The organism is Burkholderia sp. AU31624 (genome assembly GCF_020420065.1).
Lineage (GTDB): Bacteria > Pseudomonadota > Gammaproteobacteria > Burkholderiales > Burkholderiaceae > Burkholderia.
This window is the reverse complement of record NZ_JAIZRT010000015.1, coordinates 61,448-76,946: the sequence shown is the minus strand read 5'-3', so window position 1 is coordinate 76,946 and position 15,499 is coordinate 61,448. Positions and strand designations below refer to the sequence as shown.

General features: G+C 68.2%; 16 protein-coding genes. 15 read left to right on the top strand and 1 reads right to left on the bottom strand.

Translation table 11 applies throughout. The annotated features are described in order from the left end of the window. Positions 1-59 precede the first annotated feature (59 nt). A complete protein-coding gene (gene rffA, locus LGM89_RS36125) occupies positions 60-1,217 on the top strand; it encodes a dTDP-4-amino-4,6-dideoxygalactose transaminase (RefSeq protein WP_226275710.1) in 1,158 nt (385 codons plus the stop codon). A 2-nt stretch (positions 1,218-1,219) separates the two neighbouring features. After that, a complete protein-coding gene (locus tag LGM89_RS36120) occupies positions 1,220-4,582 on the top strand; it encodes a glycosyltransferase (protein WP_226275708.1) in 3,363 nt (1,120 codons plus the stop codon). Between the two features lie 17 nt (positions 4,583-4,599). Here the strand turns inward: LGM89_RS36120 and LGM89_RS36115 are convergent, their stop codons facing one another. Further along, entirely contained in the window at positions 4,600-6,147 is a 1,548-nt protein-coding gene (locus LGM89_RS36115; protein WP_226275706.1) for a TIGR04222 domain-containing membrane protein, read from the bottom strand. A 385-nt stretch (positions 6,148-6,532) separates the two neighbouring features. Here LGM89_RS36115 and LGM89_RS36110 point away from each other — a divergent pair, with 385 nt between their 5' ends. The 13 genes from LGM89_RS36110 to LGM89_RS36050 all read left to right on the top strand — a co-directional run bounded on the left by LGM89_RS36110 (position 6,533) and on the right by LGM89_RS36050 (position 15,497). Further along, entirely contained in the window at positions 6,533-7,330 is a 798-nt protein-coding gene (locus tag LGM89_RS36110; RefSeq protein WP_226275703.1) for a TIGR04255 family protein, read from the top strand. A gap of 796 nt (positions 7,331-8,126) precedes the next feature. Next, positions 8,127-8,423 carry a hypothetical protein gene (locus LGM89_RS36105; RefSeq protein WP_226275701.1) on the top strand — a complete coding sequence of 99 codons (297 nt, stop codon included), beginning with the start codon at positions 8,127-8,129 and terminating at the stop codon, positions 8,421-8,423. Between the two features lie 1,316 nt (positions 8,424-9,739). Then, positions 9,740-9,946, top strand: a complete 207-nt coding sequence (locus tag LGM89_RS36100) for a tail protein X (RefSeq protein WP_089430443.1) — start codon at positions 9,740-9,742, stop codon at positions 9,944-9,946. Positions 9,947-9,962: 16 nt separating this feature from the next. Continuing rightward, positions 9,963-10,307: a putative holin gene (locus LGM89_RS36095; RefSeq protein ID WP_069246837.1), complete on the top strand. Its 345-nt coding sequence runs from the start codon at positions 9,963-9,965 to the stop codon at positions 10,305-10,307. Between the two features lies 1 nt (position 10,308). Next, positions 10,309-10,575: a phage holin family protein gene (locus LGM89_RS36090; RefSeq protein WP_089424212.1), complete on the top strand. Its 267-nt coding sequence runs from the start codon at positions 10,309-10,311 to the stop codon at positions 10,573-10,575. Positions 10,576-10,578: 3 nt separating this feature from the next. After that, entirely contained in the window at positions 10,579-11,424 is an 846-nt protein-coding gene (locus LGM89_RS36085; protein WP_226275699.1) for an N-acetylmuramidase domain-containing protein, read from the top strand. Further along, the gene (locus LGM89_RS36080; RefSeq protein WP_226275697.1) at positions 11,421-11,861 is read left to right on the top strand and encodes a protein lysB; all 441 of its coding nucleotides are present in this window, start codon (positions 11,421-11,423) and stop codon (positions 11,859-11,861) included. The genes LGM89_RS36085 and LGM89_RS36080 overlap by 4 nt, the downstream gene beginning before the upstream one ends. Next, complete coding sequence (gene lysC / locus LGM89_RS36075) at positions 11,749-11,985, top strand: Rz1-like lysis system protein LysC (protein WP_226275695.1); 237 nt, start codon at positions 11,749-11,751, stop codon at positions 11,983-11,985. Before LGM89_RS36080 ends, lysC begins: the two co-directional genes overlap by 113 nt. Then, positions 11,978-12,427 carry a phage tail protein gene (locus LGM89_RS36070; protein ID WP_226275693.1) on the top strand — a complete coding sequence of 150 codons (450 nt, stop codon included), beginning with the start codon at positions 11,978-11,980 and terminating at the stop codon, positions 12,425-12,427. Before lysC ends, LGM89_RS36070 begins: the two co-directional genes overlap by 8 nt. Positions 12,428-13,005: 578 nt before the next feature. Beyond that, positions 13,006-13,692 carry a phage baseplate assembly protein V gene (locus LGM89_RS36065; protein WP_226275691.1) on the top strand — a complete coding sequence of 229 codons (687 nt, stop codon included), beginning with the start codon at positions 13,006-13,008 and terminating at the stop codon, positions 13,690-13,692. Continuing rightward, on the top strand, positions 13,689-14,051 hold the full coding sequence (locus LGM89_RS36060) for a GPW/gp25 family protein (RefSeq protein WP_226275689.1): 363 nt from the start codon (positions 13,689-13,691) through the stop codon (positions 14,049-14,051). Before LGM89_RS36065 ends, LGM89_RS36060 begins: the two co-directional genes overlap by 4 nt. Continuing rightward, a complete protein-coding gene (locus LGM89_RS36055) occupies positions 14,048-14,962 on the top strand; it encodes a baseplate J/gp47 family protein (RefSeq protein WP_226275687.1) in 915 nt (304 codons plus the stop codon). Before LGM89_RS36060 ends, LGM89_RS36055 begins: the two co-directional genes overlap by 4 nt. Then, positions 14,955-15,497 carry a phage tail protein I gene (locus LGM89_RS36050; RefSeq protein WP_089424205.1) on the top strand — a complete coding sequence of 181 codons (543 nt, stop codon included), beginning with the start codon at positions 14,955-14,957 and terminating at the stop codon, positions 15,495-15,497. Before LGM89_RS36055 ends, LGM89_RS36050 begins: the two co-directional genes overlap by 8 nt. The last annotated feature ends 2 nt before the right edge of the window (positions 15,498-15,499 follow it).

Here is a 15,499-nt window from a genome sequence, read left to right as displayed (position 1 = left end):
ACCTGAACGGCGCCGCGCCCGCGCCGCCGATCGCCCGTCACTTTACGAGGAGCCTGACCATGTTCGGCCCACCCAACCTCGACTGCATTCCGTTCGGCCGCCCGTTCGTGGTCGGCAAGGAGCTCTACTACATCGCGAAGGCGGTCGAGCAGGGCGGCCTCGCCGGCGACCAGGCGTTCACGAAGCTCTGCCACCGCTGGCTGGAAGCGCGCATCGGCTGCCAGCGCGCGCTGCTCACGCACTCGTGCACGGCCGCGCTCGAGATGGCCGCGATCCTCGCCGACGTGCAGCCCGGCGACGAAGTGATCATGCCGTCCTACACGTTCGTGTCGACCGCCAACGCGTTCGTGCTGCGCGGCGCGACGCCGGTGTTCGTCGACATCCGCCGTGACACGCTGAATCTCGACGAGACGCAGATCGCCGCCGCGATCACCAAGCGCACGCGCGCGATCGTGCCGGTGCACTACGCGGGCGTCGCCTGCGACATGGACGTGATCGGGCAGCTCGCGGCGGACCACGACCTGTGGGTGATCGAGGACGCCGCCCAGGCGCTGCAGTCGACGTGGAACGGCAAGCCGCTCGGCAGCCTCGGCCACCTCGCGTGCCTCAGCTTCCACGAGACCAAGAACGTGATCTCGGGCGAAGGCGGCGCGCTGCTGGTCAACGACCCGCGCCTCGTCGAGCGTGCGGAGATCATCCGCGAGAAGGGCACCAACCGCAGTCAGTTCTTCCGCGGGCAGGTGGACAAGTACACCTGGGTCGACGTCGGCTCGTCGTTCCTGCCGGGCGAACTGATCGCGGCATTCCTGTACGCGCAGTTCGAGCACGCGGACGTGATCACCGCGCAGCGGCGCGCGACCGTGCAGCGCTACCAGGACGCGCTGCAGCCGCTGCACGCGGACGGGCTGGTCGAGCTGCCCGCGATTTCGCTCGCCGAGCGCGGCAACGGCCACATGTTCTATTTCCTCGCACGCGACCTCGCCGAGCGCACCGCGCTGCTGCAGCAGATCCGCGCGGTGGGCGTGAACGCGGTGTTCCACTACGTGCCGCTGCACAGTTCTCCGGCCGGCCAGCGCTACGGGCGCTGCGGGTCCGGCATGGCGGTGACGGACCTCGTCGCCGACCGGCTCGTCCGGCTGCCGCTGTACCACGACATGACCGAAGCCGAACAGGATCGCATCCTCGACGTGGTCTTCGATTTCTACCGCACCCGATAACGATGACGACTCCCCAACCTGGCGTGGCGCACGGCGGTTCGCGCATCTTTACGCGACTCGACCACCCGTACTACATACTCGCGCCGAATTTCCGGCAAACCTCCGGCGGGATCCGCGCGATGCACTACCTGTGCCACGCGCTGAACCTGCTCGGCCACGAAGCGTACGTCTGCACGGCGGTCGTGCATCCTGACCTGCGCACGCCGCCGCTGACCAACGACATCGCGCAGGCGCACGCCCGCGCGAACCGCAGCCCGATCGTCGTCTACCCGGACGTCGTCACCGGCAATCCGTTCAACGCGCGCTGCGTCGTGCGCTATCTGCTGGCCGAGCCCGGCCGCATCAACGGCGAACCGATCACCCTGCAGCCGGACGACCTCGTCTTCACGTTCGGGCCGTCGCTGGTGCCTGAGGAATGGAAGGCGGACCTGCTGCGCATGCCGCTGGTCGACACGCGCATCTTCAACAGCGACGGGGTCGACGACGCCCGCCGCAACGGCACGGCCGTCTTCATCAATCGCCACCTGCGGCGCGGCGGCACGCTGCATCCGGTCACCGCCGAGTCGATCGAAATCTCGACCCGCGTGCCGGAACGTTCGGCGCACGAACTCGCGGCGCTGTTCCGACAGGTCGAGTGCGTGTACATGTACGAATGGTCCACCGCCGTGTTCGAAGCGCTGCTGTGCGGCTGCCCGGTCGTGTGCATCATGAATGACGCGTCGCTGCCGGAGCCGTTCCGGTGGGTGATGGACGGCAAGGGCATCGCGTGGGGGCTCGACGAACACGCGATCGCCCACGCGAAGGCCACCGTTCACGAAGCGCGCAGCGTCTACCTGAAGGAAGAGGAGACGTTCTGGCAGCAGTTACGGAACTTCGTCGAGCGGACCCAGGCCCACGCGGACCAGCTGGATGCGCAGGCCGTCGCGACGGGCGCCGCCGCCCAGGGACAGTCCGCGCCGCGCTCTTGCATCGCGGTCGTCACCGCCGAACCCGCCGACCACGCGCGCACCAGCCTGCGCTTCGCGCAGCCGTTCGCGCGGCTGGACCGCGAATGGGCGCTGACGTTCCCTGTCACGCCAGCCGGCATCGATCCCGACGCGCTGCAGCGCGCGGACCTGATCGTGCTGCAGGGCGACACGCCGGGCCTGCTGTCCGCCGCCACGCAGGAACACCTGTTCTCGCTCGGCAAGCCGGTCGTCCTCGACATCGACGTGCCGCTCGACACGCTGCTCGCCGACATCCCCGGCGCGGCCGACAACGCGCGCCGCAAGGCAGGCATCCGCAGCGCCGTGCAGCGCGCGCATGCGCTCGTCGTGCCGTCGGAAGCGCTGGTGCGGGAGTACCGTCATGTCAACGCATCGGTCCACGCGCTGCCGACCGGCGTCGATCTCGAGCGTCTGCACCGCACGGCGCCCGGCGTGCGCGACCACGTGAACCTCGCGGTTTCCGGCACCGGCCTCGACGGCGTGCGTCTCGAGCAGGTCCGCCACGCGCTGGCCGAGCTCCGCCGCCGGTTTCCGGGGAAGCTCCGGGTGTCGTTCGTCGGCGCGGCGCTGCCGGCCGGCTGGGACCGCGAACCGGACGTCACGCTGATCGCGGAGCCTGCCCCTTACGACCGCTACGCCGACGCGCTGAAGCGCGCGGACCTCGACATCGCGCTGGTCGCGGCGCCGGTCACGTTGCGCGACGATGCGCCGCCGCGCGCATGGCTCGAATGCTCGGCGGCCGGCGCGGCCACGGTGCTCGTCGCCACGCCGGCGCAAGGCGGCCCGGTTGTCCACGGCAGCACGGGCTGGCTCGTCGCCGACACCGCCGACGCGTGGGTCGACGCGATCGCGCACCTGATCGAGCATCCGCACACCCGCGCGCAGCTCGCCGCGGCCGCGCAGGATGCGATCCGCGCGCAGCACGACATCGGCCGCAACGCCGCCCGCCACGGTGCGCTGTACGCGCGGCTGCTGGCGGAGAACCGGACGCTGGCGCCCGTCGCCGCGACTGCGGACGCCGCACCGCACCGCAAGCGCCTGATCGTGTATTCGATCGATCCGGACGCATGCGCGTCGTCGCGCATTCGCCTCACGCTGCCGTTCGGTCTGCTGAACGATGAATGGGAACTCGTCCCGGGCTTCCGGGACGGCCAGATCGACAGCAGCGTGCTGGCCACGGCCGACGCCATCCTGCTGCACCGGCTGGCGCCCGGCATGCTGACGGGCAACGACCTGTACACGATCTTCAAGCATGAAAAGCCGGTGATCTACGAGACCGACGACCTGCTGACCGACCTGCCGTCCACGCATCCGCTCGCCGCGCAAGGCGGGGTGGCCCGCGCGGGGATCGAGCTCGTGCTGCGCAACGCGGACGCCGTGATCGTATCCACGCCGTTCATCGCCAGCCGCTACCGGCTGTCGCACCCGCGCGTTCACGTGCTGCCCGACAGCGTGGACTTCGACCGGTTCTACCGCCCCGTGACGGCGCGCGACGACGACTGCGTGACGATCGGCATCGCCGGCGCGTCGCTGCGCGCCGACAACTTCGCGCTCGTCGACGCGGCGCTGCAAGCGATCTGCGCGCGCCATCCCGGCAAGGTCAGGGTGAGTTTCGTCGGCGCGGACGTCCCGCCGGGCTGGGCCGGCCATCCGGCCGCCGGGTGCGAGCCCGAGCTTCACGACTACGACGCGCACGCACGACGCCTGCCGGAACGGCGCTGGGACATCGCGCTGCTGCCGCTCGCCGACCACGACTACAACGCCGGCACGAGCACGATCCAGTGGCAGGAATACGCGGCGGCCGGCATCGCGTCGATCGCCAGCGACCGGCCGGCCTATCGCTTCGCGCTGCACGACGGCTGCGACGGCCTGCTGGTCCCGGATGCGCCGCAGGCCTGGGTCGACGCGCTCGAGCGGCTGATCGCGCACCCGGCGCTGCGCCGCGGGCTCGCGCGCACGGCGCAGGCGAAGGTCCGCAAGCATCACGCGCTGCAGCAGGCGCTGCCGCGCTATCGCCGTGTGTATCAGCAGTGCATCGACAAAGGCGCGATCGGCAGCCCGCCCGGCTGCCCGGAAGCGCCGATCCCCGGCGCGCTGATCCTGGACGCCGAGGGCGACCTCGACCAGGTCCGACTGAGCCTGCAGGACATCGCGCGGCGGCCGGAGCAGGATCTGCTGGCGGTCGTGGTGACCACGTCGCAGGCGCCGCTGCCCGAATGGACCGACAAGGTGCGCTACCTGCACGCGCCCGCGCACGAGTACACGGCCACCGTCGAGCAGCTCTGCGCACTGCCGGCGTTCGACTGGACGCTGATCGTCGAGGCGGGCGACGGGCGTGCCGCGCAGGCACGCACGCCCGCCGATGCCGCGATCGCGTAAGTCGGCGCGCGCTGTGCTCAGGTGCTCGAACAGCCGCCGCAACTGCTCGAGCTGCATGAGCTCGACGAACTGCACGAACTGGAACTGCTGCTGTCTCCGGCGCCCGAGTCGAACGAACCGCTCGACCCGCCGGTTTGCACGGCAACGGGCGGCGGCGCCATCAGCACGTTCGAATGCGCGGCCCACACGGTGCCGGCGAGCGCGCCGGCGCCGAACAGCGCGGCCGTCCACAAGAGCCCGTCCGGCGTCGCGCGGTCGCCCCGGCGTTGCTCGCGGTGCGCGTCGAGCGCCGCCTCGCCGCCGCGCGTCATGCCGCCGCGCCCGACGCCGGGCAGGCGTTCGACCATGAAGTGGTACGCGACCATGAACGCCGCCATGACAATCATCAGCAGCAGCACGGGCCGGCCGCGGCTCAGGCCGACCGCGAGCTTCGCCGCGCCCGCGCCGAACACGAGCAGCAGGATCGCGCGCGCGGCCATCCGCGTCGCCCGCATTTCGCCCGGCGCCCAGAGCCAGCCTTTGCGCTGCAACGCGGCGGCGCAGTCGGCTTCGCGCCACGCGAGACGCTGACGAAACGCGTGGCAGCTCGTCTCGCCGCCGGGCTGCCGCCTCAGCCATTCCCAGTCGGCGCCATACGCGCCTGCGTGTCGCGGATCGTCGATCCGCACCCGCGCGTCGTGGCCCTTGCTCATCCGCAGCTCGATCGCACCGGCATGCGCGAGCGACAGCATCGCGACCTGCGCCATCCGCGCACCGCCGCCCGCGAGATACGCCGCTTCCTCCGCGCTCAGGTCGGGCGACGATTCGGGGGCGCGCGTTCCCCACACCCGGTGGCGGTATTCGATCCACTGCAGGCCGGCGATCAGCAGCAGCGCGGCGACGCAGAGCGGCACGTAGAACAACCCGAGAAAGTCCGGCCCCGAGAAGTCCAGCACATTGAAATCGCTCGCGCTCGCGCAGGTCGCCGCGACGCTGATCGCCGCCGTCGGCCACGCGAACTTCGTGAAGCGCCGCCCGCGTCGCGGGCGCGCGGCGGGCTCGCTCGACGGGCCGTCGCGCGGTGCTGCGCGCTGCACCGGGGCGTCGGTGGGCACGTCCGGCTCGGTCACGGGGCGCGGCCAGATCGCTTCGGGCGGCTCGCAACCGAATAGCCTGCGGTAGCTGTCGAGCGTGTCGCGGTAGCGCTGCGCGTACACGGCGGCTTCGTCCGGCGCGCCCGTGCCGGGCATGTGATGCAGCCGCGCGCGCAGCACGCCGGCGCAGAAGACGTCCCAGTATTCGAGCGTGTACTGCAGGTGGAAATGCCACGCGGCGTCGACCGCGACCGACGGCGTGACCGGATGGCCGGCCGCCTGCGCGAGGAACGCGAAGCGCTTGTATTCGTCGATCACGGCCAGCGCATGCGCATGCGACCAGCCTTCGGCTTCGGCAAGGCGCCGGCTGTACGGCAGCGGCGCGGTCGGATCGTCGGGGGAATAGGCGTGCAGACGCGCGAGCAGTGCCTGCTGCGCATCGGTCAGCGCGCGGGCATCGACTGCGGTCGAGGTAGACAGGATGGCAGCCATCGGGAGTCGGCGCGATGCGCGGACGGCCGCCGCGATCGTCGCTTGGAGTTGTCGTTGCGGGGATTCTCGCATGACGGTGCGGCGGCAGGCGCACGCCGTGCATCGGCGACGCCTGCCGTAGAATTTCCGGTCATTCCATCGTCCCGCGCGAGCAACCGGCCTTGCAGACGAAACAGAAGATCCTAGTCAGCATGTGCGTGCTTGCCGCCGAGTGATCCCGTTCTCCAACGGAGAACAGTGAGGAACGATGTGATCGCGTAAGTCATCAGGCAGAAATCTGGCCCCGTATATCGATATCGCTGCCAAGCCGTGGCGCCGAAGATCCAGATTTCGTTCGTTGTCGATACGTGGCAGAATTGCCCGACGATTGACCTTGCAGTTGCCGATGAACAAGGATCCGCTAGTGGAAGAAATCGACGATCTGCATGATGCCCCGAGCGAGAAGCGGGTGTTGAACATCCCGCCCGCTGCCAAAACGCATTTTCCGCGCAACCTCATCGGACAAGCCGTCTGCGAGCTGCGTTTTCCGACCATCTTCGAAATCGAGGATCGCAAGCCACCGGCAGCGTTCTGGAAGACAATGAAGCACAGCTTTCCGCTTCATGACGTTCTCAACAATGTGAATGTCGGCCCGGGATCGGTCGTCCAAGTAAACGCGCATCAGTTTCGTTCCAAGCAAGGTCGATGGGTTGCCGTGCTTCGTCCGTCTGCAATCACGCTCGAAACGTCGCGATATACATCTTTCGAAGAATTCGAGCAGCAGCTAAAGATTGTTGTCGATGCAGCAGAGCGGACTATTGATAGCGACTTTTTCACACGTGTCGGCCTTCGGTACATCAATCGACTGCCCTGCAAAGTCGACGAGGTTGACGGGTGGCTGAACGAGTCGTTGGCGCGCCCGCTCTCCGACAACGTATTCGGAGATGTCAGCGAATACTGGCAGCAAACGCGCGGACAGACGTATCTTGGCGGGTTTCTGTTCCAGCATGGGATTGCCCTGGATGCGAAAAATCAGACCAGCCGAAACTACATCCTTGATTTTGACCTGTATCGAGAAGACGTCGACATATCCGAGGCGATGGATACCATTCGTAAGCTTCACGAACTAGAATTTTCGTTGTTTAGTTGGGCGCTTGGTGACAAAGCGCGCCACTACCTACAATCAGACACGGGGACGACATGACTTACTTGCAATCGGCACGTGACCAGACTCCGCTCAATTTAGCGCGCACAGCCAACCTCACGGTAACCGCTCCGATACCACCGGCTGGCGGCCATCATGGCTCGTACACGGATCGCACCCCATTTGTCGTTTCTCAGCCCGTCACTCGATCGGGCGGCCGCCAAGCGACGTCGCGGACTTCAAGCGAATGGCAAGCGTCATTAACTGGTGATTCCTCTGCGGTTGAAGAGCGGCCCGATATCCCCAACAGTGATGTAGAGACTATTCGGGATCGACGCCTCCGGCTACTCGTGGCCAAATTTGAGAACGAGACAACGTACGAAGACGACGCAAGGTTACAGTTGCTGACTGCCCGACTGCGTCGGCTCGCCCCACGGGTAACGGTGGAATCGGTGAACGCACTCAAAGCCGCCGCTGACACAATCGAGAATGCGTCTTCCGAACTGGAAGCCATGAAGCAGCGCCTCGGTATCGCGTGACGCCATTTAGCTACCCCAAGGTCCGGCACTCCCGGACACTCGTGCCTGGGCCATACAAGCGGTACCAGTCATATAAGGCCGCCCTTCGGCTCGAATTCGGCAACAAGTGCGTATATTGCTGTACGCCGGATCTTGGGCTGAAGCATACGTATGCGGTCGAACATTATCGGCCGAAATCCCGCTTTCCACTCTCCGAGTGTGACTACAGCAACCTCTACTACGCCTGCGGAACATGCAATACGAATAAGGGCCCCTTTTGGCCTACTAGGGGTCAGCGAAGCGCAGGTGAATTCATTCCGAACCCGTGCGACCACGTAATGTTTTCGCATTTGCGGTATTCGGTCGGACAAGTCTATGCGCAGTCCCCGACCGGGATCTTCGCGATTCAAGTTCTTGATCTGAACAGCCCGGGCGCCGTTACACACCGTCAAGCGATCGAAGCGGCGATCAGCGCGCTCGAAAGCAAGTTGGTGGACGCGAAAAAGGTGATGGTCCTGCTTGGCCAGCAATTGGCATCGGGAAACATCTCGCAGCAGGACCACGACGATGAAATGAGCAAGTTGATCGCGGTCATATCAGACCTTGAAACCCACATAAAGCACTTTGGCGGATAGACCGCATAAATCACGCTCATCCGACGCATTGATCGACTTAACGCCATTGCTCGAATCTCAAGTACGCACCAACTGCAGTCGGATCCCAACCATCACCGAAGCCGCATCGCGGCAGCGTGGCAGCCACGCTGCCGACATAAATCTTGGAGCCATCATCGGCGCGTTCGACTTGTAGCGGTGCCTCATGGTCGAACTTGGCGTGGGAGAGGTAGACGAGAGCTATTTGTCGGACGCACATCGCCTGGCGCGCTCGTTCGCCCTGCTGCTTTGTCCATGATGACCTCCTTGCCGGATCAGGGTAAAGGCGAGACTACATAAGCAAGGCGCATGACACTGTATAGAAGAATCGCCCTGCCGGGCGCCGGGCGCACTGTTCTCCTCGCCCCGTGGCTGCGAACCGGGTACAACGAAGTGTTGATCTTCGACATGCGTCAAATCACGCCGGCACCGATCGACCTTCGTTCAACGCTCACCGGCTGATCCGCCGCCGCGCCGCAGCAGCCTCGGCATTCCGCTCGACCGCCCCACCGGGAGCGGTCCGGTCGTAGAAGACAGCACCAGCAACCCAGTGCAGGCCCTGGCGTTCCACGACCAACTGAAGGTCGCGCTGTGAAACCAGGCGAGGCTCGCCCACACCCGCGCCACGCCCGGAACGCTGCGGTCATCCGCCATGTCGGCGATCGCGAGGCGTTGCCGGGCCTGGAAACGTCGAAAACGCACCTGCCCGTTGTGCAGGTGATCGGCGCCACCGGCAGCCGCGCCAGCAACAGCGTAAACACGGCCAACCTGCGCCGGCTAACCGCAATTTCATCGTAGTCAGGGGCAACGATGAAGTAACGAAACCGCCAAGAGCCTGACCCGGTTCGGCGCGCCCGGCTGGGATCGAACCAGCAACCCCTGCCTTCGGAGTTTTACCTACGCTCCCCCCGCCCTTGCCCGGCAAGGGCCCGCCACGCGTCGCACCGCGCAAAACCAAGGCTGCACAAGGTCAATCAAGGCCGCCCCGGCCCACGCCAGCTGCAATCCGGCTGCACGGCGCACGCCGCACCCGCCCGTGACGTGCCCATCAAGCGCCGATCGAGCACCCGCACGGAAAGCGTAAGGCCCGATGCCCGTCGCGACACGCGCCGCGCTGCGTCTCCGCACAGGCCACGCATGCGTGTCGTTGAACGCCGCCCGGCGAAGCTCGACCATGGGAACCCTCTCCACTGCGTCACCGCCCGGGACCTCGCCATGGCAAGCAGCACGACATCGACAAGCCTCCACCACGCGCCGGCCGGCGACTGCGTTGCGTTCCCGCATCGGGAGCGCCGGCCATGATCGTGCGCACCCTGCAGGGCGACACCGTCGACGCGCTGTGCTGGCGCCACTACGGCCGCACGGACGGCACCGTCGAAACCGTGCTCGAAGCCAACACCGGGCTCGCCGGGCTCGGCGTCGTGCTGCCGGCCGGCACGCCCGTCCATCTGCCGCCGCTCGACACCGCCACGCGCGCGCGGCCGTTGCTGCAACTGTTTGACTGACCCTGGAATCGCCTGCATGGCCGAACCGAACCTCACTACCGCCGCGATGCTGTCCGCCGCGATCGGCGTCGCCGGGCTCGCGCCCGGCATCGACGGCAACGCGCTGATCGGCGCGTTCACGGGCGCCGCGCTCGTGGTCGTCACGTCGAAGGAAATCGGCGTCGCACGGCGCGCCGCGTACCTGCTGATCTCGCTCGTGATGGGCTATCTCGCCGCGCCGGAAATCGTCGGCGCCACGCCGATCCACTCGACGGGCGTCGCCGCGTTCTTCGCAGCCGCGCTCGTCATCGCCGTCACGCTGCAACTCATCGAACGGGTCAAGACGCTGGACCTGCTCGCGCTGTTCCGCAAGGGGGGATGACATGCCGCTCCCGCTCGTGCTGATCGCGCTCTGCGCCCACGTCGCCGTGCTCGTGCGCGTGCTCACCTACCGGCGCAACGGCGCGCGGCACCGGCATCGCGCGTCCTGGTTCGCGTGGATCGTCGTGGCGGTCGCCGGCGGCGCATCGATCGAATTGCTGCTGCATGCCGGCTCCGTCGGCTTCTTCGAAGCGGCTACCGCCGTCCTGCTGGCGATGTCCGTCTGCGGCACGCGCGGCAACGTCGCCCGCCTGCTCAGGAGTGAATGAATCATGAAGACCCGCCGCCTCGGCGACCACGGCGACGACGTCGGCCTGCTGCAACGCCGGCTGATCCGCGCCGGCTATCCGGTGCAGGTCACGCACCTCTACGACGCGGCGACCGAAGCCGCCGTGATCGCACTGCAACGGAACACCGGCCTCGTCGACGACGGCATCGCCGGCCCGAAGACCTGCGCCGCGCTGGCCACCGGCCGGCGCGATCCGACCCACCTCGCGCTCGCCGATCTCGAATGCGCCGCACGCACGCTCGACGTGCCGCTCGCGTGCATTCGCGCGGTCAACGAAGTCGAGTCGCGCGACGCCGGGTTCCTGCCCGACGGCCGGCCCGTGATCCTGTTCGAACGCCACGTGTTCTGGAAGCGGCTGCAGGCACGCGGCATCGATCCCGCACCGTTCGCGGCGCGCCAGCCGGACATCGTGTCGCGCACGCGCGGCGGCTATCGCGGCGGCGCCGCGGAATACGCGCGCCTCGCGACGGCCGAGTCGATCGATGCCGGCGCCGCGTGGGAATCCGCGAGCTGGGGCGCGTTCCAGGTGATGGGCTATCACTGGGCGCGCCTCGGCTATGCCGGCATCGACGAATTCGTCGCGTGCATGGAAAGCGGCGAAGCCCGGCATCTCGACGCCTTCGTCCGTTACATCGCGGCCGACGACGCACTGCGCCGCGCGCTCCGCGCCCGCCAGTGGGCCGCATTCGCACGCGCGTACAACGGCCCCGACTACGCGGCGAACCTCTACGACGTGAAGCTCGCGCGCGCCTATGACCGCTATGCGTCGCAACCGGCCGCGTCGACGCCGGGCGGATCCGCATCGACCGGCGCCCCGTCCGCCGCATGAACGGGCTCGCCGCGAAATTCGCCGCCTGCGTCGCCGCGCTTGCCGCGTGCGCCGCCGCGGCGCTGGTCGTGCATGCGCTGCGCGCCGACCTGGGCGCCACGCGGCAGCAACTCGTCGACGCACGACAGGCGCTCGCCGGGCGCGACGACGTCATCGCGCGCATGCGTCAGGACACCGCCGAGCGCGCCCGACAGCAGGCCCGGCTCGACCGTTCGCAGGCCGCGATCGCATCGAAGCTCGACGCCACCCGACTTGAAAACCGGAGATTGACCGATGAAAACGCCGCGCTTCGCGCCTGGGCTGGCACTCGTCTGCCTGACGACGTTGTCCGCCTGCAAGCCAATCCCGCTCTCACCGGTGCCGACGCTTACGTCGAATACGTGCCAGGCGGTGAGCCCCTGCACGCTGCCGATGCTCGCGCCCCGCACCAACGGTGAGCTCGATGCCGCGCTCACGCTCGCGAAGGCGGCCTGGGCGACCTGCGCGGCGCAAGTCGACATGATCGCGGCCTGCCAGGCCGGCACGCCCGCAACCCGCCACGGAGCCCATCCCCATGATTAAGCCAGACAGCCTGCGGCGGGCGCTCGTCGCCGCCATCCCGTCACTCGGAACCGAACCGGGCGCGCTGACCGTGCTCGTCGAGCAAGGATCGATTGCGACCACCGGCACGCTGACGCCGTCGTTCGAATACCGGTACACGGCCCACGTGCTCGCGACGAATTTCTCCGGCGACACGGATCCCGTGTTCGTCGCGGTCGTCGAATGGGTCCGCAAGAACCAGCCGGATCTCGTGACGAATCCCGCCGCGCGCACGAGCGGCATCACCTTCGAGGTCGGCATTCGCGACCCGGCGGCAGTCGACCTGTCGATCCGGCTGGCGCTGACGGAAAGCGTCAACGTCGCAACCGGGCCGGACGGCCGGCACGTGATCACCCACGTCGACGACACGCGGGTCGATCCGGCCAATACGCTCACCTGGGTCGCGCTGCCGCAGATCAGGTAAGCCCGGTAAGCGCACCTTTCCGCACACGGCATCTGCGTCGCGTGCGGTCGAGAGATCGCCGTGCGCCGTGAGTGCGCGGGGTTCTTTCGCATGCATTCGCCCCGGCAACGGCTGCGCGTCGCAGCGGGCCACCTCGTTGCGCCAGCCTCGTTTCGCTCACCGTAACGAATCCTCGCGCCGCGATCGCAACGCCGATCGCCTGCTTCCCCGCTCGCGCATTGCCGTCGAATCAGCCGGTGCAGGCGATGCGAGCTGCATTGACAGCATCACCCGTGGTGGCACTTCCCTGTGCCCGCTGCACCAACGTCCCGTCTATGCGGCTCTCCGCCGCGCACCCCTCTGCATTTCGTCGCCACGCAACCCGTCGCACCTCCGCCGAGTCGCCACCGCGACGTCGCCCCGCTCACGCACTCCAGCCTCGCCACTCCATCGCCGGGGCGCACGACGCCATCCTCATTTCAACCGGTGATGCGATTCTCGACGCGCGCGTTCGTGCCGGCATCCGGTGCGGGCTGTCCTCGTCGCGACGACACAGGCCATCGCTCGCGCCGTGGCTGCCCGACCGTCACCATGGCTGCATGGACGCAAATGAAATTCAACGGCAGGCACGCAACGCGGTGCGCAAGGGAACGATCCTCGCGGTCGACCATGCGGCCGCGTTGTGCCGCGTCTCGGTCGGCGACGCCGACTCCGACGGCAGCGGCCTGCAGACCAACTGGATTCCGTGGGTCGCCGGCACCGCCGGCGGCACGCGCGACTGGCTGCCGCCGACACCGGGCGAACAGGTCGTGCTGCTCTGCCCGATGGGCGATCCGGCGCAGGGCGTCGCGCTGCGCGGCGTTTATTCGAACGCCGCGCCGGCCCCTGCCTCGAGCCCGGACACCCACGCACGCGTCTACCCCGATGGCGCGAGCATGACGTACGACCACGCCGCGCATGCGCTCACGGCCGAGCTGCCCGCCGGCGCGACCGTGCGCATCGTCGCGCCGGGCTCGGTCGTCGTGCAGACCCGCGACGCCACGGTGAAGGCCGAGCGCATCACGTTCGACGCGCCGCAGACGACCTGCACCGGCGCGATGACGGTCAAGGGCCCGTTCGCATTCGAATCGGGCATGACCGGCACCGGCGGCGCCGGCGGCGGCGCCACGATGCAGATCGACGGCGCGGCCACCTTCACCCGCGAAGTGACATCCCAGGGCATCAGCCTCCCGCATCACACGCATCGCGAACAAGGCGATGGACAACTCGTGAGCGCACCGCAATGAAAGGCATGAACGCGAACACCGGCCGCTCGATCTCGGGCCTGGACCACTTCTACCAGTCGATCGGCAGGATCGTGACGACGCCGCTCGCGTCGTGCGTGAAACGCCGCACGTTCGGCTCCGAGCTGCCCGACCTGATCGACGCACCCGGCAACGGCACCGTGCGCACCCGGCTGTACGCGGCCGTCGCGACGGCGCTCATGCGCTGGGAGCCGCGCCTGACCCTCACCCGCGTCGTGCTCGCCGCCGACGACGCGAATGCGGCCGCCGGGTCGGTCTATCTCGACATCGAAGGCTGGACGGGCGAGAACGGCACGACCGTGTCGACCCGCGTGCCGATGACGAACGGGAGCGCCACATGAGCGTGACGCCGATCGACCTCTCGCAGCTGCCGTCACCCGACGTCGTCGAAACGATCGACTACGAAACCCTGCTTGCCGCGCGCAAGGCCCGCTTCGTGTCGCTCTACCCGGCCGACGAACAGGCGGAAATCGCCGCGACGCTCGCGCTCGAATCGGAGCCGGTCGTGAAGCTGCTCCAGGAGAACGCGTACCGCGAGATCGTGCTGCGGCAGCGCGTGAACGACGCCGCGCGCGCCGTGATGCTCGCCTACGCGGTCGGCACGGACCTCGATCATCTCGCCGCGCTGTTCGGCATCCGGCGCCTGACGATCACGCCCGCCGATCCGGAACACAACGTCGCGGCAGTCATGGAAAGCGATACCGACCTGCGCGCCCGCACGCAGCTCGCGCCGCAGAGCCTGTCCGTCGCCGGCCCCGAAGGCGCGTACGTTTCGCACGCACGCAACGCGGACGGCCGCGTGCTCGACGCGTCGGCGGTCAGCCCGGCGTCGTGCGAAGTCCTCGTCTCGGTGCTGGCGCGCGATGGCGACGGCACGGCGGACCCGGCGCTGATCGCCGCGGTGGCGGCCGCGCTGCAGGCCGACGACGTGCGGCCGCTGACCGACAAGGTCACGGTGCGCGGCGCGGAAATCCTGCGCTACCAGGTACGCGCGCGGCTCGTGTTCTTCGCCGGCCCGGATCGCGCGGTGGCGCTCGCGGAAGCCAACCGCGCGATGAAGAGATACACCGAATCCATGCACCGCCTCGGGATGGAGGTCACGCTCGACGGGATCTACGCGGCCGCCCGCGCGGCCGGCGTGCAGAAGGTGATCCTCGAAAGCCCGTCCGCCGGCCTGCCGGCGACGAAGCAGCAGGCGCCGTATTGCACCGGAATCGAGCTGATCGACGGCGGGGTGTACAGCAATGAATGACGTCCTCCCGCCGAACGCGACGCGGCTCGAACGCCGGCTCGCCGCGACGAACGCACGCATCGACGACGTGCCGACGCCGCTCGCGACGCTGATGAATCCGGACGCGATCCGGTCCGACCTGCTGCCGTGGCTCGCGTGGCACCTCGGCGTCGATGCGTGGAAGGACTACTGGCCCGAGTACGTGAAGCGCGCCCGGGTCGGCCAGGCGATTCCGATCGCCCGCCGCAAGGGCACCGCCGCCGCGGTGCGCGAAGTCGTCGCGGCCTTCGGCGGAAACATCGTCCTGCGTGAATGGTTCGAGCAGCGCCCGCCGGGCCAACCCGGCACGTTCGACCTCGTGATGACGGTCAGCGGCCAGGAAGGCCAGCCGCCGACCGCCGAATACGTCGCCGACATCCTCGCGGAAATCGACCGGACCAAGCCGGTACGGGCGCACTACACGTTCACGCAGGGCTTCGAGATGCGGGGCCGACAACCGGTCGGCGCCGCCGCGCGCGTGGCGGCCTATCGCCGCCTGAACCTCACCGACTACTGATC